Below are 17672 nucleotides of genomic sequence, written 5' to 3' on the forward strand. Positions count from 1 at the left end.
CCTCTAGCCGGTTTTGCGGTCGCGGAACTTGCGCCGGCTGGCCAGCTCGTCTTCCGGCGCGGCGATCGACTCGCCGCCGTCGGCGCGCTCGCCGGGGAACTCCGAGATCACCCCGGTCAGCTCCCGCATCGCCCCGGATACCGCGATGCCGAACACGCCCTGGCCGCCCTGCAGCAGGTCCACGACTTCTTCGGCCGAGGTGCATTCATAGACGGTGGTGCCGTCGGAGAACAGCGTGATGTTGGCGAGATCCTGTACCCCGCGCTCACGCAGGTGGTCGACGGCGATTCGGATGTTGTGCAAGGAGATTCCGGTGTCGAGCAGTCGCTTGACGATCTTGAGCACCAGGATGTCTTTGAACGAGTACAGCCGCTGGCTGCCCGAGCCGGCCGCGCCGCGGATGGAGGGCACCACCAGCGAGGTGCGAGCCCAGTAGTCGAGCTGGCGGTAGGTGATGCCGGCGATCTGGCAGGCACTGGGGCCGCGGTAGCCCACGAGTTCGTCGGGAACGGAGTCGTCGGGGAACAGACCGCCCTGAACGGGTTGTTCGACGGCGGCCGGAGCCGCCGGGACCTCGCGGTCACCCGTGTCGGACTGACCTGTGAAGTCCAGCTGTTCCTGCCCCGGTTGGTCGCCCACGCTGCTTCCTCTCGCCGATCGCGCTCGTTGCCACTGGCTGGCCGGTGGCCGCGTTTGCTCTTGCCCGAGTTGGTCGTGAGCATACGCCGTTCGACGAGCTGCTGTGCAGTTGTTCCCGCCGTGGCTCAAGTATGGCGCTTGCGATTTCCGCGTGTCGCTTCCGGATGGGCGTGTCGTGTTGACGCGGAGAGATGAGACGTATCTGTGACGAGGCTGAGGCCGCCGCGCCGGGTCAGGTTGCTTTGAAATCGTCGGGCGACACGCTATCGAGGAATTCCTTGAACTTCTCCACCTCGTCTTCGCGTACCGCACCGGAGCTCTCGTCGTCGCCCTCGTCGGGAATCAACAGGCCGGCCTCGGCCAGCACCGCTTCCTCGACATAGATCGGCACGCCCACCCGCAGCGCGATCGCCACCGAGTCCGACGGGCGCGCCGAGACGGTGATGTCGCGGTCGAAGATCAGGTCGGCGTAGAAGGTGCCCTCCTGCAGGTCGACGATTCGGACCTCCTTGAGCGAGTGTCCGAGCGCGCCGATCAGGTCGCGGATCAGGTCGTGGGTCAGGGGCCGGGCCGGTTCCACACCCTGCTGTTCCAGGGCGATGGCGGCAGCTTCGGCCTGCCCGATCCAAATCGGGAGATATCGGTCACCGTCAGCCTCACGCAGCAGCAGCACCGGCTGGTTCTGCGGCTGCTCGACGCGGATGCCGACCACGCGTACTTCACCCATCTCCAGTCAGCCCTCCGCGCTCGCCGGTGTCCCAAGTCCTTATGCGTCCCAGTATGACTCGCCGCGTAACCCCCGGTCGCCAGAACCGCATGTCGCGCAACGAGCCGTCCAGGGAAGTCTAGTCCTCAGCCGTGCAGTACGTCGTGTACCGCAGACTTGAGCAGCGCGGTGTGCAGGGCGATCGCCAGCGCCGCGACCTCGCGCGCCAAGTCGTCGGCCCGGTCCCGGGCGCCCGCCTTGCCGCCCTTGACCAGCGGTCCGGCGATCTGGGCGATCAGGTCGGACTGCCGGTCGGCCGCGGACCGGAAAGCCCGCAGGTGCCGCGGTTCCACGCCGAAGTCGGCCAGGCCCCGCGCGCACTGGACGATGACGACCGCGTGCTCGTCGAACAGCCCGCCCGGCCCGGCGGTGATCACACCGGACCTGACCAAAGCCGTCAGCAGCGCGTCATCGCCGCCCGACCGCGCCAGCAGATCCTCGCGGCTCAGCCGGACCTGGCGGGGCGGCGTGGGCAGCGCGGTCGCACCGGCAGCCGAGCCGTCCGCCGCGACCAGGCGCGGCGCTGGGTAGGGCGAGTCGGGCGAGGGCAGCGCGCCATCCGGTTCGGAGTCCAGCCGCGCCTTGATCACCTTCAACGGCAGGTACTGGTCGCGTTGCGCGGTCAGCACGTACCGCAACCTGGCGCAGTCATAGGCGCTGAACCGGCGGTAGCCGGACGCCGACCGCTGCGGCATGACGAGCCCCTCGGTCTCCAGGAAGCGAATCTTGGAGACCGTGACATCGGGAAAATCCTTCCGGAGCAGGTCGAGCACGGCTCCGATCGACATCCCGGCCAATTCAGGGCTGTCGGGCGCGCTCACTAGCTGCCCGGCCCGGCCTCGGCTTCACCCGTCTTCGGGCCGGTCAGGAACACCAGGCGGAACTTGCCCACCTGCACCTCGTCACCGTTGACCAGAACGGCCGAGTCGACCGGCTCCCGGTTGACGTAGGTGCCGTTGAGGCTGCCGACGTCGACGACCTGAAACTCGTTGCCCTCCAGCCGGAACTCGGCGTGCCGGCGGCTGACCGTGACGTCGTCGAGGAAGATGTCGCTGTCGGGGTGGCGGCCGGCCGCGGTGACCGGCTGGTCCAGCAGGAACCGCGATCCGGCGTTGGGACCACGCTTGACGACCAGCAGCGCCGAACCCACAGGCAGCCCCTCCACGCCTGAGGTCAGGCTCTCGCCGCCCGCCTGCGCGGGGGCGTCGAGTTCGCTGAGGAAGTCAGCGCGGAAAACCGATGTGGTTTCCACCGTGACCTCGTCGCCTGCCTGGTCTTGCCCCGTCGCCGGGTCCTTCTGCGTCACCCGCTACTCCTCACTGGCCGCTGTTGTGGCTACCTGGTCGCGCCCGCCGGACATCTCTTGCGCCCAACCCTGAATCGTTGAGTCGACCGTACCGCGCAGCGGACCGTCATGTCCCCCGCACCGCGGGATCATGTCGTCGGATACCCGGCGCGTCCCGGCAGGCAGGTTAACAATCGTCATTCCGACAGCGTCGCGCGGTAGGCGTCGGCGGACAACAACCCCGACAGACTCTGCTCCAGCGCCGCCGAATCCGCGTTGGCCACCTGCAGTTCCACCAACCAGCCGGCGCCATAGGGGTCGGAGTTCACCAATTGGGGGTTGGCGTCCAGTTCGGCGTTGACCGCGCTCACCGACGCGGTGATCGGGGCATACAGGTCCGAGACCGACTTGGTGGACTCCACCTCGCCGAACGGCTCGCCGGCGCTGACCCCGGTGCCCGCGGCGGGCAACTGCACGAAGACGACGTCACCCAGGGCCGCCTGCGCGAAATCGGTGATGCCCACCTGGACGGTGTCCGGGCCGGTGCGGCGAACCCACTCGTGCTCAGCGGTGTAGTACAGGTCGGCGGGAACTAAACTTTCCGAGCTCACAGTGATCGTGCTCCTTGCGCGGTCGGGCTCACTTGACTGGCTGAGCGTATTGGCGGGGTTTCGGTTGCCGCAACACGGTCACCTCCACATGCTCGGTCTGCTGCACTCCCATGGCGCCGCCCAGCCGCCTGACGCTGTCGACGGCCCCGCCGGGAATGTTCATGGCGGCGGCCAGCGTGGGGGGATCTCCAATGGCCAGAACCGAATACGGGGGCGTCAACGCGGTGCCGTCGAACTCCAGCGCGCCGGGCGTGCCGGCCACCCACGAGTCCACCCCGATCCGCACCGCCTTGGTGTCGTCGCGGACCTCCATCGCCTCCGCGCCGGCCGCCCGCAGCTCGTTGATCACGTCGAGCATCGTCTCGGGGGCGACACCGCGGGCCGGATCGTCGACGGTGATCACCACTCCCGGTCCGACCGCTCCCACGGTGCCGATCATGATCGCCAGAGCTGACAGCCGCGCCTGGGCGTTTTCGATGGCGGCCTGGTCGCTGCTGCCGGACTCCTGCAGCGCGTCGAGCGTCTGCTGCAATTCGGAGATCTCGGTGTTGAGCGTGGCCTCGCGCTGGCGCAGCGAATCCAGCAGCACCAGCAGGTCGGCGGGCCGGGCCGCCTCCAGGGCGTCCTCGGAGTCGTTCTGGCGGACCTGGGTGACAATCGCCACTCCCAGCAGCAGGCACAGCAGCAACCCCAGCACGCTGAACAGTGGTCCGGAGGGGCCACGCCCGGACGGTCCGCCATCGCCGTGGTCCGGCTGCGGCAACTCGTGCCTGCCGTGCGGCACCGGGTCGGTGCTACTCATGGACCTCAGGCCCCGAACAGTCGCCGCCGCAGCGCTGCGGCGTTGCCGAAGATGCGGATGCCCAGCACCACGATGATCGCCGTCGAGAGCTGGGTGCCGACTCCCAGCTGGTCCCCGAGATACACGATCAGGGCCGCGACCAGGACGTTGAACACGAACGATACGACGAACACCTTCGCGTCGAAGATGCGCTCGAGGTAGGCGCGCAGGCCACCGAACACGGCGTCGAGCGCCGCCACGACGGCTATCGGCAGATACGGTTGCACCACCTCGGGAACGCTGGGATGAAAGACCAGCCCCAGCACGATGCCGGCGATCAGCGCCGCGATACCGATCATCGAAGAATCACTCCAGCCTCCCGACCCCGCCCCTGGGGGGGTAACCACACACCGGCGACACCGCGTCCCGCAGCGCAAGCTTGCGTCACGACGCCCCTAATTGTCGGGCGAACCGGACATCTCGCACCGATCCGGCCGGCAGGGTGATGTCGCCGGTGCTGCGGCCGTCGACGCGAACCACCACCCCGTAGGACGCCTCCAGCAGCCGCAAGCGGTAGAGCCCGGGGCTGCGGTCGAAGGCGTTGCGCAGTTCCCGGGGCGCTCCGATGGCCTGCACGGTGTAGGGACTGCTGATGGGCTTGTTGTCGACCAGGATGGCGCCGCCGGCCTGCCGGATCGTGACGTTGGGTCCGATGCGCACGTCGCCGACGGCGATGGCCTCGGCGCCGCTGGCCCACAGCGAGTTGACCACCAACTGCAGGTCGCGGTCCAAGATGATCTGCTGGCTGCCGGACACCCGTTGTTTGGAGGCATCGGAGAGGTTTCGCCCGGCGCCGGGGTCGGTCACGGTGATGGTGACCCCGGGGCCGGTCACCCGGGTGCTCCCGCTCTCCAGGCTGAGCGCGTCCAGACCGGCCAGCACGCTGCGTCCCTGGGCATCGTCGGCCAGCCGGTGCCGGCGCAGTTCGTCGACGCGGTTGGCGTAGCCGTCGCGTTTGTCGACCAGCTTGCCGGTGGCGCCCTCAGCTGCCCGCACATTGGTCGCCAGCACCTGTTGGGCATCGCGCTCGCCGGGTGCCACCAGGCGGGCCTGCGCAACGGCCAGGGCGAAGACAGCCGCCAGCAGCAGCGCCGCCGCGGCCTCCCAGACCCAGCCGGCTGTCCGGGTGCCGGCCGTGGCGGGCCCGGCACGGTGCTGGCGCCGGGCGGCCGCCGCGGCATAGCCCGGATCGAGGTGTTCGGACAGCAGTGAGCGCAGCAGGGATGGCACCGCGAACCGCTGCGGCCCCGCCGCGTGGGCACCCGAAGCGCCCTGGGCGTCGTAGCCGCTGAGCGCGAAGAACGGTTCAGCCACCGGAGACCTTCGGCATGGTGCGCACCACCAGCCGCACCTGGAGCAGGTAGAGCACGAAAGCCCACAGGTACATGCCCAGACCCCAGATCAGGAAACCCCAGCCGGCCGACAGCACCACCCGGCTGGCCAGCGTGTCCCACTGCCCCAGCAGGATCAACGGGAACGCCGACATCAGCGCGAAGGTGCCCGCCTTGCCGACATAGGTCACCGGCAGCGCCGTCAGTCCGCGGCTGCGCAGCACCGGCAGGGTCGCGGCCAGCAGCAGGTCGCGGGCCAGCAGCGTGGCGATCACCGCCCAGGGCACCAGTCCGCGCACCCCGAAGGCGAGCGGAATGGCGATCATGTAGAGCCGGTCGATGGCCGGGTCCAGCAGGGCGCCCAGCGCCGAGGACTGATTCAGCAGCCGGGCCAGTTTGCCGTCGACCCAGTCCGAGGCACCGCTGAGCATCAGGATCACCACGGCCGGCCCGTCCGCACGGGCGACCAGCAGCAGGTAGAGGAAGACGCCGATCAACCCCAGACGGGCCAGGCTGATGACGTTGGGGACCGTCAGCACCCGGTCTTGGGTTTGCTCGGAGCCCGACGCGGCAGGCATGCCGGCCCCCTAGCGGAAGATCCCGGGCAGGCTCAGCGCATCCATGCTGTCGTCGCTGAGCGGGTTGTCCCGAACCATGTAGGTCCACGTCGAGGTGGGCCGCGCCAGCTTCGACAGGTCGACACCGGGCTCGGACTCGATCGCGTCCGAGGTCTCCAGGGTCTGCTGGGATGCCTCGATGGCGTCGGCGGCCAGCGAGGCGAACGCGTCCAGGGCCAACCGGTGGAACTCGTCGAGCGGGTTCTGGCGGCCCAGCGCGCGCAGGTGGATGCTCTCCCGGATGTCGGCCAGGTAGGCCAGGTGGTCGGCCCAGCCGCGGTCGAGGTGATACAGCATGATCAGCCGGCAGATCTTCTCCAGCTTGGCCTCGGCGTCCTCCCCCAGCTGCTTGGTCAGTTCGGCGTACCGCTTCGGGGTGAGCTCGGCCAGCTCCTCGCGGGCCGCCGGGGTGGACAGCAGCGTGTTGCGGCGCTCCACGATGATGGCGCGCTGCTGGGCGATCAGCTGGTTGTAGCGCCAGGTGTTGGCGTGAATGTCGAGGAGCTTGCCCTCGGCGATGCGCTGCGCGTGATCGAGCAACCCGGCGGCCTTGGGGCTCAGGATCCGGCCGTCCTCGTCGGTCTCGGTCGGGAGCTTGTTGGCTTCCAGGTTGGTCGCGGCGACGTCGTCTTCCCAGCTGGAGAAGAACACCGACGAGCCGGGGTCGCCCTGGCGGCCGGCCCGGCCGCGCAGCTGGTTGTCGAGTCGCTGGGTGTGCTGGCGACCGGTGCCGATCACGTGCAGCCCGCCGAGTTCGACGATCTGGTCGTGGTCGGCCTCGTCCGAGCCGCCCAGCCGGATGTCGGTGCCCCGGCCGGCCATCTGGGTGGAGACGGTGACCACTCCGAGCTTGCCGGCCTCGGCGATCACCGTGGCCTCCTCGGCGTCGTTCTTGGCGTTGAGGACCACCGCCGGGACACCGCGCCTGCGCAGCCGCTCGCACAGTTCCTCGGATTCGGCGACGTCATGGGTTCCGACCAGCACCGGCTGCCCGGTGGCGTGCACCTCGACGATGTGGGCGACGATGGCGTCGTTCTTGGCCGCGGCGGTGATGTAGACCCGGTCGGCCTCGTCTTCGCGGATGTTGGGCATGTTCGGCGGGATCGGCGAGACACCCAGCTGGTAGAACTGGCGCAGCTGCTCGCCGGCCGCCAGCGCCGTCCCGGTCATGCCGCACACGGTGGGATACCGGTTGACCAGGGCCTGCACCGTGATGGTGTCGAGCACCTCACCGGTCTCGGTGGTCTCGATGCCCTCCTTGGCCTCCACCGCGGCCTGCAGGCCGTCCGGCCAGCGCTGCAGGGTGGCGATCCGGCCGCGGGAGGCGTTGATCAGCTGCACCTTGCCGTCGCGGACGATGTAGTGCACGTCGCGCTGCAGCAGCACGTGGGCGTGCAGGGCCACGTTGATCTCGGTCAGCGTGGAGACCACATGCTCCTCGGAGTACAGGTCGATGCCGCCGAGCGCCTTCTCGACCTTTCGTGCGCCGGCCTCGGTGAGGTGGATGTTGCGCCGGTCCTCGTCGGAGTCGTAGTCCCGGCCCGGCGTGAGCCGGCCGACCAGCTCGACGATCTCCATCCGGGGGGTCTCCCGGTGGGTGGTGCCGGCCAGCACCAGCGGCACCAGCGCTTCGTCGACCAGCACCGAGTCGGCCTCGTCGATCAGTGCGACGTCGGGGTTGGGCGAGACCAGGTCCTCGACGTCGGTGACCAGCTGGTCACGCAGGACGTCGAAGCCGATTTCGTTGATCGAGGCGTAGGTGACGTCGCACTGGTAGGCCGCACGCCGCTCGGCCGCGGTGGATTCCTCGGTGATCCATCCGACGGAGACGCCGAGTGCTTCCAGCAGCGGCCCCATCCACTCGGCGTCGCGCCGGGCCAGGTAGTCGTTGATGGTGACCACGTGCACGTGCCGGCCGCCGATGGCGTAGCCGGCGGCGGCGATCGCACCGGAGAGCGTCTTGCCCTCACCGGTGGCCATCTCGACCACATCCCCGGCCAGCATCCGCAGCGCCCCCTGCAGCTGGACGTCGAACGGCCGCATCCCGATGCTGCGCTCGGCGGCCTCGCGGGCGATCGCCAAGAACTGCGGGATGTCTGGCGAGTCGGCCAGGTCTTTGAGTTTGAGCAGTTGCGCGGCTTTGCGCAGTTGTTCGTCGTCGAGCCCCGCGGCCTTCTTGGCGTATTCGGCGGCCGCCGTGACCTCGGCCATCGAGCGACTCTGGTTCTTCTCGGTGCTGGCGCCCAGCAGTTTCCAGAATTTCCCGCTGAGCCGACCCGACTTGGATCGCGTTCCGGAGACAGTCTTGGAGGTGTTAGCCACAGCACAACGGTACGCGGTGGCCGCCACCGCGAGGCCGGGGGCACCGGGGGTGCGGCATTGCTTATCCGGCGCGACCGGGCACAGCTGGGGTAGGTTTCGCACGGGATTTCTCGATTCGGATACCGGCCCCGACGCGGTTGCGGCGGCAGGGGCGGCAAGGAGACTTCAGCAGTGGATTCGAAGCTGTTCACTCCATCCATCGACTGGGCGCAGGCATTGCCCGATTCGCTGGTGTGGATCGCCGTGGCCTGGACCATCAGCGCCTTCGGTGTTGTGGCGGTGGCGGCCGTACTGCGCGTCACCACTCGGTGGGGACGCCAGTTCTGGGAGATCAGCGGCGCGTACTTCACCGGCCGCGACAGCCTGCGGGTCTGGCTGATGCTGGGCGTGCTGCTGCTCTCGGTGATCACCGCCGTCCGGCTCAACGTGCTGTTCAGCTACCAGGGCAACGACATGTACTCGTCGCTGCAGACCGCGTTCCAGGGCGCCGCCGGCAACGACGAGGCCGTCAAACAGTCCGGCGTGCACGGCTTCTGGGTGTCGATCGGCATCTTCAGCCTGATGGCGGTGCTGCATGTGGCGCGGGTGATGCTCGACATCTACCTGACCCAGCACTTCATGGTGAACTGGCGCATCTGGCTCACCGAACGGCTCACCGGGGACTGGTTGTCCGGCCGCGCCTACTACCGGGCGCATTTCATCAAGCCCCCGCTGGACCCCGCCGTGGGCGAAGCCATCGAAGGCGCCGTGGACAACCCCGACCAGCGGATTCAGCAGGACATCGACATCTTCACCGCGGGTAACGGCGCGAACGCCAACGCACCGGCCAACGGCACCGGCAGCACCCTGTTGTTCGGCGCCGTGCAGTCCATGGTCACGGTGGTGTCCTTCACGGCCATCCTGTGGAATCTGTCGGGCACCCTGACGGTGTTCGGGGTCGACATTCCGCGCGCGATGTTCCTGATCGTCCTGCTGTACGTGACAGTCGCGACCGTCGTCGCGTTCTGGATCGGCCGGCCCCTGATCCGGCTGAACTTCCGCAATGAGCTCACCAACGCCGCCTTCCGGTATGCGCTGGTGCGGGTGCGCGACGCCGCCGAGTCGGTGGCGTTCTACCGGGGCGAGCTCGCGGAGCGGATCCAGTTGCGGACGCGCTTCCGCGCGATCATCGCCAACTATCTGAAGTTCGTGAACCGGACCATCGGGTTCGCCGGCTGGAACCTGTCGGTGAGCCAGGCGATCGTGCCGCTGCCGTGGGTGATTCAGGCGCCGCGGCTGTTCTCCGGGCAGATCATGTTCGGCGGGGTGGCGCAGACCGCGACGGCGTTCGGCAACATCTCCGACTCGCTGTCGTTCTTCCGCAACGCCTACGACAACTTCGCGGGCTATCGGGCCTCGATCATCCGTCTGCACGGACTGGTGGAGGCCAACCGCGAAGCGCGGGAGCTTCCCGAGCTGCTGGTCAAACCCAGCCCGGACGGCACCGTGACCCTCGAGGGCGTCGAGGTGCGCAAGCCCGACGGAGTTCCGCTGGTCGAAGCGCTCGATGTGCACCTGGCGGTCGGCGACGCGCTGATGATCTCCGGTCCGTCGGGCAGCGGCAAGACCACGCTGCTGCGCAGCCTGGCCCAACTGTGGCCCTACGCGTCGGGCACCCTGCGGCGTCCGGATGCGGCCAACGCCACGATGTTCATCTCGCAGTTGCCCTACATCCCGCTGGGCGATCTGCGCTCGGTGGTGTGCTACCCGCTGGCCGCCGGCGAGGTCACCGACGCCGAGATCTCCGAGATGCTGGTCAAGGTGTCACTGCCCAATCTGCTCGACCGGCTCGACGACGTCGAAGACTGGGCCAAGGTGCTCTCCCCCGGTGAGCAGCAGCGGGTGGCGTTCGCCCGGATTCTGTTGACCCGGCCCAAGGCGGCGTTCCTCGACGAGTCGACGTCGGCGCTCGACGAAGGCCTGGAGATGACCCTGTACCGCCTGCTGCGCGCCGAACTGCCCGACACGATCGTGGTGAGCGTCAGCCATCGGCACACGCTGCGCCAGCACCATCGCCATGTGCTGGAGCTGCGCGGCCAGGGCCGGTGGGACATCGTCCCGGTCTAGCCCTTCCCCGCGAGGGCCGGGGTGGGGCTGCTCGCGCCGTCGTCAGCGCGTCGCCGCGTGCACCCCGGCGCGCCGGCCGAAGAACGAGCCTTCGCCCAGTTGGGTCCCACTGGCGTAGCCCTTGCCGTCCTGGGCGATGTTGGCCGCACACGCCCCCGCGGCGTAGAGGCCCGGTACGGGCTGGCCGTCGCCGCGCAGCACTTCGCCGTCCACCGATGTCGCCAGCCCGCCGATGGTGAAGCCGGCGTACATCGCCTTGCCCAGCGACAGGTCGAACGCCCCCCACGGGCCGCTGTCCTGCGGCGCCAGAAACGGCGGCTGCTTGTGAAAGTCCGGGTCCTCGCCGCGGGCCGCGAACGTGTTGTAGCGGTCCAGGGTCGCCACCAGATTTCCCTCGGGAATACCCAGTGCGGCTTCCATTTCCGGCACCGTCTCCCAGCCGTCGATCAGCGGCACCAAGGGCACCTGCGGCTTGCGCATGTGGGCCTCGTCGACGATCAGGTAGGCCGCGCTGTCGGGTTGGTCCATGACGAAACCCGAGGTGCGCGAGTGGTAGGAGTCCTCGGCGACGAAGCGCTTGCCCTCCTTGTTCACGATGATTCCGGTGAGCAGGATCGAGGGCGGGTAGACCGGTGCGGTGATGAACATCTGGTCCATGTGCTTGGTGGCCCCGCCCACCGACATCCCCATCCGGATACCCAGGCCGTCGTCGTAGGTGTTGCCCAGCACGAACGGTTTCTCCGCCAGCTTCGGCGTGTACTGGGCGACCATCTCCGGGTTCATCACGAAGCCGCCGGCGGCGATCACCACCGATTTCGCTTTGATGGCACCGCTTTCGGCGAAATGCTTCCAGGTGACGCCCACGACAGCGCCGGAGTCGTCGGTGATGAGGCCGGTGGCGCCGGTTTCGTAGCGGATCGCCACCCCGAGCCGGTCGGCCCGCTTGAGCAGCAGGTCGATTGCCATCTTGGCGCCCTGGGTGTCGCCGGGCACCGGAACCTTGTGTCCGCGCGGCGCCGGCACAGCCTCGTTGAGAAACGGCCACACCTTCTCGTTGCCGGTGTACATCAGCCCCTCGGTGTTGGGCTGAATCACCGCCTTCTCGGGGTAATAGCTGCGTTCGAACGCGATGCCCAGGTCCTCGAGCCAGTTGAAATGCTCGACGCTGCCGTCGCAGTAGGCCCGGATCTTGTCATGTTCGGGCTCGCGAGACACCGCGACCAGGTACTTGTACATCTCCTCGGCGGAGTCGGCATGCCCGGTGGCCTCCTGCACGGCGGTACCTCCGCCGAGGTAGAAGTGCCCGCCCGCCATGGCGGTGGTGCCGCCGGCCTCGGCGGCCCGTTCCAGCACCAGCACCCGGGCCCCGGCCGCCGCGGCGCTGACCGCCGCGCAGCCGCCACCGATGCCGAAGCCGATCACCGCGACATCGACTTCGTCGGACCACGCCGAAACCGACTCGGCCCTCGTGGGTTCCGGGATCTGGGTGCTCATGGGCGCCGCTTCCTCCTCGTCACTGACGCAGTACTCACCGTTGCTGCTGTTTGATGTAGTCGAAGACCGACCGGATCTCGGCGGGGATGTAGGCGATCTCCAGATAGGGGATGCCGGCGTCCGGAGCTGAGACATAGGCGAAACACATGCCCCCGGGCATCACGCCCCGGGCGACCACCTGGGCGCCCTGCTCGGCGGCGTCGTTCAGCATAGCCTCGAAGTCCTCGGGGTCGACGGCCTCGACGCAGACATGGTGCAGGCCGGGCCCGCGGCCGTCCTTCAGGAAGTCGTCGTAGAGGCTGCGCCCGCGCACCGGCGCGATCAGCTCCAACTGCATGTCGCCGAGGTAGCTCAACGCGATGTCGGCAACGAAATCCGCCGGTTCGCCCAGGTATGTGCACGCCTCGGGACCGAAGTGCACGCCGGGCATCCGGACCCATTTCCGCACCCCGAGCAGTGCGCTCAGAGTCGACTCGGTGGCCTCCAGATCACGGGTGACCCAGGCGATTTGGACGGGCGGGCGCGGCGTCGGGGTCACGGCTGCGGTGCCGGGACGCCGACGTCGTCGCGGACCTGCTGGGCGATCGCCGGCCACGAGACCGCGGCGGGGAATTCGCCCCAGACGCTGTTGAACAGTCCCACCAGCCGGGCCGTGCCGGAGTCGTGCATCACATACACCGGTCCCCCGGAGTCGCCCTGCTGGCTGCGGACACCGCGGCTCATGGTGAACCAGCCGTTGTTGACCCGTTCGACGGTGCCGCAGGTCTCGCCGGTGGCAATGCCGAAGTGACACACCGGGTCGCCGGGGTTGACCAGGCTGTCGGCACCGGCCTGCAGCTGCACCCCGCCGGGCAGGAAGTCGTTCACGTCGACGTCGTCGACCAGCACGATCGCCTCGTAATCGTCGATGACCTGGTCGGTGTTGACCGTGGAGCCGTTGGGAGTGTTGTCGCGGAAGGTCGCCAGGGTGCCGATCACCGTTCCGCCCCGGTCGGTGATGTGCCCGCTGCCCCGGCAATGACCGGCGCTGAAGGCCACTCGCAGCACCGGGTCGACGTACCCCAGGGTGCACACGTGGCTGTCCTGGCGGATCTCCATCCCCGGATAGACCAGCACCCGATCGGCGCGGGCCGGGCCCACCGCCGGGCCGGCAGCTGCGGCACCGATCCCCAGCAGCACCGCCAGCATCCGCGCAACGAGCCCGTGCAAGCGTCGACTCCTTCGTTTGAGGACCGGCATCGGTCCGGCCAGACCAGGACACCATGGCATAGCGCGGCGATCAGGGAATCGTCAGCTCCTGGCCGGGATGGATCAGATCCGGGTTGGCGATACCGCTTGCCTGCGCGATCTGCGGGTACTTGTTGCCGTCGCCGTAGAACCGCTCGGCGATGGCCCACAGGGTGTCACCGGCCACCACGGTGTACTTGCGGGCGGCAGGTTCCGCAGGTGCGGCCGGTGCGGCCTGCTCGGCGGGTGCCTCGGGCTCCTGCGCCTTGGGCTCCTCCGGCGGCGGGGCGTCGGTCTCGGTCTTGGTGGACCAGGCCGCGCCGTCGGCGGCGTAGAGCACCAGGTTGCGGTCGTCCTGCAGAACCAGCTTGACGTCCTTCTTGCCCTTGGTGTCGGTGTGCCAGATCGGCTTGTCGGCGGTGTACAGCACGAAGTTGCCGTCGGTCTGCACCTCGGCGCGCACCACGTCCTGGCCGTTGGTACCCGTCGCCCAGATGGCCTTCCCCCGTGCCGCCAGCACCAGGTTGCCGTCGTCCTGCAAAGTCAGGGTGTAAGCCCCGTTGTTGGAGGTAAGCGACTCGCCCTTGACGAGCTTCTTCCCTGCAGTGAGCGTGTCTCCCAAGCTCTGTGCCACAATCTCCCCTTCATGTCGGCACGCCTCGACCTGACCTCGGCCGGCGCTGTCGCTCCGTTGCGACGCTTGCCAGCCTAGGCGAACACCGGCCGGTGCGCCCCCCATTACGTCAGGACGATCACTACACCGCAGTGCGGGCCGCCGCGGCGGCGGCGGGCTGCCAACCGGGCGGCCCGAACAGGTAACCCAACCGGTCGCGCCACCGTGTCGCCCTGCGCAGATCGGCGATGATCGCGCGGTATTCGTGGAACTGCAGGGTCACGATGTTGAAGGTGTCCACCGGCTTGGTCAGCCCGTAGTGCGGGCGGAACCGTTCCGGGGCGAAGGTGCCGAACAGGCGGTCCCAGATGATGAGGATCCCGCCGTAGTTGCGGTCCAGATACTCGGGGTCCATGCCGTGGTGCACCCGGTGGTGCGAAGGCGTGTTGAAGATGAACTCGAGGGGCCGCGGCAGCTTGTCGATGCGTTCGGTGTGCACCCAGAACTGGTAGACCAGGCTCACCGAGAAACTGGCGAACACCATCCACGGGGGAATGCCCAGCAGCGGCAGCGGAATCCACATCAGGATCTCGCCGCTGTTGTTCCACTTCTGGCGCAGCGCGGTGGCGAAGTTGAAGTAACGGCTGGAGTGGTGCGCCTGATGCGTCGCCCAGAAGAACCGGACCCGGTGCGCCATCCGGTGATAGCAGTAGTAGAGCAGGTCCACACCGACGAGGGCGATAACCCAGGTGTACCACCGGGTCGGCGACAGATGCCACGGCGCCAGGTAGGTGTAGATCGCCGCGTAGCCGATCAGGGCGATGAATTTCCATCCGGCGGTGGTGACCATCGAGACCAGGCCCATCGAGATGCTCGCCCAGGCGTCCGGCGTGCGGTAGCCACCCACCGGCACCGTCTGCGCCTCGGTCTGTTCGAGCTTGCGGGCCGCGAACCATTCCAGCGACAACAGCAGCAGGAAGAAGGGCACCGCGAACACCACCGGGTCGCGCATCGGCCCGGGCAGCACCGACCAGACACTCGCGATCGCATCCACCGTCGTCACCTCCGAGTTATCCAGCCTAGAACGCCGGCCGCGCTTTCAGTCTGCCGACAGGGCGGCCTGGTCGCCCGCGTGCCAGTGCACCGCGTAGACGCCCGGTTGCAGAGACAGTTCGCCGACCAGTCGCTCGAGGCGGTCCGGCGCCCGGCTGTCCGACAGCATGGATGCGGTGAGCGTGATGTTGTCCTCCCCCGCGTGACCGGTGTGCACGCCCCGCAGCATCAGGTCATTGCCGGCCGTGTGCTGCACGATCTGGGCGCGCAGATACTTCTCGGCCTTGGGCCGGCAGACCACCTGCACCTGGTAGGGCGCCAGCGGTTCGTCCTCCTCCTCGTGCTGGTCGCGGTCGATGAGCCGGCCCAGCGGCCGCAGCAGCAGGTGGGTCCCGACGATCGCGCTGGTGCCGATCAGGGCGAAGGCCAGTTCCCCGGCCGCGGCCAGCACGCCCACCGCCGCCGAGCACCACAGGGTGGCCGCGGTGTTGAGGCCGCGGACGTTGAAACCCTCGCGCAGAATCACGCCGCCGCCGAGGAATCCCACCCCGGAGACGACGTAGGACGCGACCCGGGTGGAGTTGGGGCCCTCGGCGGCAACCGCGTACAGCACGAACAGCGTGGCGCCGGCGGCCACCAGCGCGTTGGTACGCAGGCCCGCCATCCGCGCACGCCACTGCCGTTCCAGCCCGATCAGCGCACCGCAGCCCAGCCCCACCGCCAGTCGCAGTGTGAACTCGGCGACGCTCAGCGTCTGCATGACCCCAACGATGTCACATGCCTAGCCGGCTGCCACCGGCCGAGCCATCACCGTGGGCTTGAAGCCGTAGCGCGGCGCGGCGAACCCGTAGCTGCGCTGGCCCGGGGCCGCCAGCGGCACGCCCGGCATGCCGGCCGCGCCGGCCTGGGCGGCGGGGGCTGACACGGCATATCCGGTCGCCGCAACACCGCCGACAGGTCCGCTGGCCGGCACGGCGGCAGCCCACGCCGACGGTACCGACATTGCACCGACCTTGGGAGCGTTACCCATGGAACCGGAGGCGATATTGAGAGGGCTCAACCCGCTCGCTCCGTTTCCGAGTCCGGCGCCAAGCCCTTGGATGGTCGGGGTGAACGGGTCGATCGCGCCCAGGCCCAGGGGGTCACCGGCGGCGATGGCGGCGCCACGCACCACCGCCATGTCGGCGGCGAAGTTGGTGACCGCGGCTGCGCCCATCGGGCTGAACGAGCTACTCATCAAGTTGGTCACGGCGTTGGCCAAGGTATCGCCGGGCTCGACGAAGAACCCATCGAGCCCTGCGGTCGGTGCTGGCGACGCCATTCCCTGCAGGGTTGCCGGCAGCTGTGACATCGCCTGACTCGCAGAGGACTCCGCCTGAGACACGGCCGCGTTGCCCGCAGCCTGGCTGACCGCTGCCTGCTGGGTAGCCTGCGCCGTCGGGTCCGCGACCTCATGCGGCGCAGTGAACGGTGTGACCTTCGTCGCCGACGCCGATGCTGCGGCATAGCTGTACATAGCGGTGGCGTCCTGCGCCCACATCTGGCTGTAGTGCGCTTCGGTGGCGGCGATAGCCCCGGCATTCTGGCCGATGACATTGGTGGCCACCAACGCAGTGAGCTGCGACCGGTTGGCGGCGACCATAGGCGGCGGCACCGTCATGCCGCGCGCCGCCTCGAACGACGCAGCGGCCGCCCTGGCCTGAACGGCCGCCTGCTCGGCCCGCACCGCGGTCGCTCCCATCCACGCCACGTAGGGCGCTGCCGCAGCGGCCATCGCGGCCGATGCCGGCCCCATCCAGCCTTCGCCTACCAGGCCGTTGATGACGGCCTGGTAGGTGGCCTCGGCGGTGGTGAGCTCGGCGGCCAACTTGTCCCAGGCCGCCGCGGCGGCGATCATCGGGCCCGAACCGGGTCCGGCGTAGATGCGGGCTGAGTTGAATTCCGGCGGAAAGGCTCCGAAGTCCATGGGAGTGCTCCTTTGTGATCGGTGGTTTTTGCCACAAGCGAGTGGTCTGGGCGTGCAGGCACGGTCTGGCCGAAGGACGTTGCGTCCGCCCCTTGGGCGGCAAAGGAATCGGGACAGCCGGTCATGGCGACATGCCGGAGCCGGGCACGCCAAAGTCATCGCCGGCTCGATGAAAAGATCGAGCTGTCAAGCGATTTCAGGACATGCCGAAGACTGGCGCCGCCCGCAGGACGGCACGCCAGTCGACGAGATCAGCGCCGGTACGAATCACACGGTGAAAGTGGTACCGAGATCGAGGGAAACGAACATCGATCTCGGATAGGAACTATCACTCGGACTCAATGTCGCTCTCACCTCCTCTCGGCCTGGGCACGCGCGGGTGCCTGCACGTAAGCACGACGAGGTGAAGTATCCCGGCCGACGGCCGGACTCCGCACCCCTCTCGTCAGAGCTTCGGCACCACACGGCGTGTCCGCGCCCGCGTAAACGCGCGAGCCGGAAGCCACTTGGGCTCAACCCTTAATCCGGGAGGAGCTGTCCTGACCCGGGGCGTCTTTCGACGTTCGGGGTCAGTGGCCTATATCCATGTAGACGCCTCACCTAACGAGGTGCTTGCCCCATCATAGTGCACCAGCACCGCAATAGGGTCAATCGGCGCCCCTCGGAGTGGCTGCCGATCTGCTGTGAGCCGCTGCACCGGGGCCGGAAAGCACTGGCGTCCCAACCGAAATCGGGACCGCCCACAAAGAAGCGCGGCAGCACACCGGTGGGTGTGCTGCCCCGCGCTGCGAAATTGCGGGG

At 68.5% G+C, this 17672-nt stretch carries 18 protein-coding genes and 1 riboswitch; of the genes, 1 reads left to right on the plus strand and 17 read right to left on the minus strand.

The window, feature by feature from the left end; all coding sequences use genetic code 11:
• Window positions 1-3: 3 nt before the first annotated feature.
• The 10 genes from AWC02_RS13380 to secA2 form a co-directional block, all read right to left on the minus strand.
• Window positions 4-639, minus strand: a complete 636-nt coding sequence (locus AWC02_RS13380) for a MerR family transcriptional regulator (protein ID WP_085129232.1) — start codon at window positions 637-639, stop codon at window positions 4-6.
• 232 nt (window positions 640-871) lie between these two features.
• Window positions 872-1366, minus strand: coding sequence for a bifunctional nuclease family protein (locus AWC02_RS13385; RefSeq protein WP_085129233.1), 495 nt, complete (start codon window positions 1364-1366; stop codon window positions 872-874).
• A gap of 125 nt (window positions 1367-1491) precedes the next feature.
• The gene (ftsR, locus tag AWC02_RS13390) at window positions 1492-2226 is read right to left on the minus strand and encodes a transcriptional regulator FtsR (RefSeq protein ID WP_085129234.1); all 735 of its coding nucleotides are present in this window, start codon (window positions 2224-2226) and stop codon (window positions 1492-1494) included.
• The gene (garA, locus tag AWC02_RS13395) at window positions 2226-2711 is read right to left on the minus strand and encodes a glycogen accumulation regulator GarA (RefSeq protein ID WP_046319771.1); all 486 of its coding nucleotides are present in this window, start codon (window positions 2709-2711) and stop codon (window positions 2226-2228) included. Before garA ends, ftsR begins: the two co-directional genes overlap by 1 nt.
• 176 nt (window positions 2712-2887) lie before the next feature.
• Window positions 2888-3301 (minus strand): glycine cleavage system protein GcvH, encoded by a 414-nt coding sequence (gene gcvH, locus AWC02_RS13400; protein WP_085129235.1) that lies wholly within the window; start codon window positions 3299-3301, stop codon window positions 2888-2890.
• 28 nt (window positions 3302-3329) lie between these two features.
• The gene (locus AWC02_RS13405) at window positions 3330-4103 is read right to left on the minus strand and encodes a DUF881 domain-containing protein (protein WP_085129236.1); all 774 of its coding nucleotides are present in this window, start codon (window positions 4101-4103) and stop codon (window positions 3330-3332) included.
• 5 nt (window positions 4104-4108) lie between these two features.
• On the minus strand, window positions 4109-4441 hold the full coding sequence (locus AWC02_RS13410) for a small basic family protein (RefSeq protein ID WP_013828851.1): 333 nt from the start codon (window positions 4439-4441) through the stop codon (window positions 4109-4111).
• 85 nt (window positions 4442-4526) lie between these two features.
• On the minus strand, window positions 4527-5456 hold the full coding sequence (locus AWC02_RS13415) for a DUF881 domain-containing protein (protein ID WP_085129237.1): 930 nt from the start codon (window positions 5454-5456) through the stop codon (window positions 4527-4529).
• Window positions 5449-6051 carry a CDP-alcohol phosphatidyltransferase family protein gene (locus tag AWC02_RS13420; protein WP_085129238.1) on the minus strand — a complete coding sequence of 201 codons (603 nt, stop codon included), beginning with the start codon at window positions 6049-6051 and terminating at the stop codon, window positions 5449-5451. Before AWC02_RS13420 ends, AWC02_RS13415 begins: the two co-directional genes overlap by 8 nt.
• Before the next feature lie 9 nt (window positions 6052-6060).
• Window positions 6061-8412, minus strand: coding sequence for an accessory Sec system translocase SecA2 (gene secA2, locus AWC02_RS13425; protein ID WP_109561000.1), 2352 nt, complete (start codon window positions 8410-8412; stop codon window positions 6061-6063).
• Between the two features lie 171 nt (window positions 8413-8583).
• On the opposite strand from secA2, the gene AWC02_RS13430 reads away from it, so the two are divergent.
• A complete protein-coding gene (locus tag AWC02_RS13430; RefSeq protein ID WP_085129240.1) occupies window positions 8584-10518 on the plus strand; it encodes an ABC transporter ATP-binding protein/permease in 1935 nt (644 codons plus the stop codon).
• Between the two features lie 42 nt (window positions 10519-10560).
• On the opposite strand, the gene AWC02_RS13435 is transcribed toward AWC02_RS13430, so the two are convergent.
• From AWC02_RS13435 to AWC02_RS13465, 7 genes are all read right to left on the minus strand, one after another.
• Window positions 10561-12012, minus strand: coding sequence for an FAD-binding protein (locus AWC02_RS13435; protein ID WP_085129241.1), 1452 nt, complete (start codon window positions 12010-12012; stop codon window positions 10561-10563).
• A gap of 34 nt (window positions 12013-12046) precedes the next feature.
• The gene (locus tag AWC02_RS13440; RefSeq protein WP_085129242.1) at window positions 12047-12550 is read right to left on the minus strand and encodes a VOC family protein; all 504 of its coding nucleotides are present in this window, start codon (window positions 12548-12550) and stop codon (window positions 12047-12049) included.
• The gene (locus tag AWC02_RS13445) at window positions 12547-13251 is read right to left on the minus strand and encodes an Rv1815 family serine proteinase (RefSeq protein ID WP_085129243.1); all 705 of its coding nucleotides are present in this window, start codon (window positions 13249-13251) and stop codon (window positions 12547-12549) included. Before AWC02_RS13445 ends, AWC02_RS13440 begins: the two co-directional genes overlap by 4 nt.
• Before the next feature lie 40 nt (window positions 13252-13291).
• On the minus strand, window positions 13292-13861 hold the full coding sequence (locus AWC02_RS13450; RefSeq protein ID WP_109561007.1) for a LysM peptidoglycan-binding domain-containing protein: 570 nt from the start codon (window positions 13859-13861) through the stop codon (window positions 13292-13294).
• A gap of 133 nt (window positions 13862-13994) precedes the next feature.
• Window positions 13995-14864, minus strand: coding sequence for a sterol desaturase family protein (locus tag AWC02_RS13455; protein ID WP_419179260.1), 870 nt, complete (start codon window positions 14862-14864; stop codon window positions 13995-13997).
• Between the two features lie 87 nt (window positions 14865-14951).
• Window positions 14952-15665 carry an MgtC/SapB family protein gene (locus AWC02_RS13460; RefSeq protein WP_085129246.1) on the minus strand — a complete coding sequence of 238 codons (714 nt, stop codon included), beginning with the start codon at window positions 15663-15665 and terminating at the stop codon, window positions 14952-14954.
• 21 nt (window positions 15666-15686) lie between these two features.
• Window positions 15687-16871 (minus strand): PPE family protein, encoded by a 1185-nt coding sequence (locus tag AWC02_RS13465; protein WP_085129247.1) that lies wholly within the window; start codon window positions 16869-16871, stop codon window positions 15687-15689.
• Window positions 16872-17301: 430 nt separating this feature from the next.
• A riboswitch (M-box (ykoK) riboswitch) is annotated at window positions 17302-17486 on the minus strand.
• Window positions 17487-17672 lie beyond the last annotated feature (186 nt).

Source organism: Mycolicibacter engbaekii, assembly GCF_002101585.1.
Taxonomy (GTDB): Bacteria; Actinomycetota; Actinomycetes; order Mycobacteriales; family Mycobacteriaceae; genus Mycobacterium; species Mycobacterium engbaekii.

Coding starts and splice junctions, on each gene's coding strand:
- AWC02_RS13385 (WP_085129233.1), bottom strand. CDS start 1,366: ATGGGTGAAGTACGCGTGGTCGGCATCCGCGTCGAGCAGCCGCAGAAC.
- AWC02_RS13405 (WP_085129236.1), bottom strand. CDS start 4,103: ATGAGTAGCACCGACCCGGTGCCGCACGGCAGGCACGAGTTGCCGCAG.
- AWC02_RS13410 (WP_013828851.1), bottom strand. CDS start 4,441: ATGATCGGTATCGCGGCGCTGATCGCCGGCATCGTGCTGGGGCTGGTC.
- AWC02_RS13420 (WP_085129238.1), bottom strand. CDS start 6,051: ATGCCTGCCGCGTCGGGCTCCGAGCAAACCCAAGACCGGGTGCTGACG.
- AWC02_RS13435 (WP_085129241.1), bottom strand. CDS start 12,012: ATGAGCACCCAGATCCCGGAACCCACGAGGGCCGAGTCGGTTTCGGCG.
- AWC02_RS13445 (WP_085129243.1), bottom strand. CDS start 13,251: ATGCCGGTCCTCAAACGAAGGAGTCGACGCTTGCACGGGCTCGTTGCG.
- AWC02_RS13455 (WP_419179260.1), bottom strand. CDS start 14,864: ATGCGCGACCCGGTGGTGTTCGCGGTGCCCTTCTTCCTGCTGCTGTTG.
- AWC02_RS13460 (WP_085129246.1), bottom strand. CDS start 15,665: ATGCAGACGCTGAGCGTCGCCGAGTTCACACTGCGACTGGCGGTGGGG.
- AWC02_RS13465 (WP_085129247.1), bottom strand. CDS start 16,871: ATGGACTTCGGAGCCTTTCCGCCGGAATTCAACTCAGCCCGCATCTAC.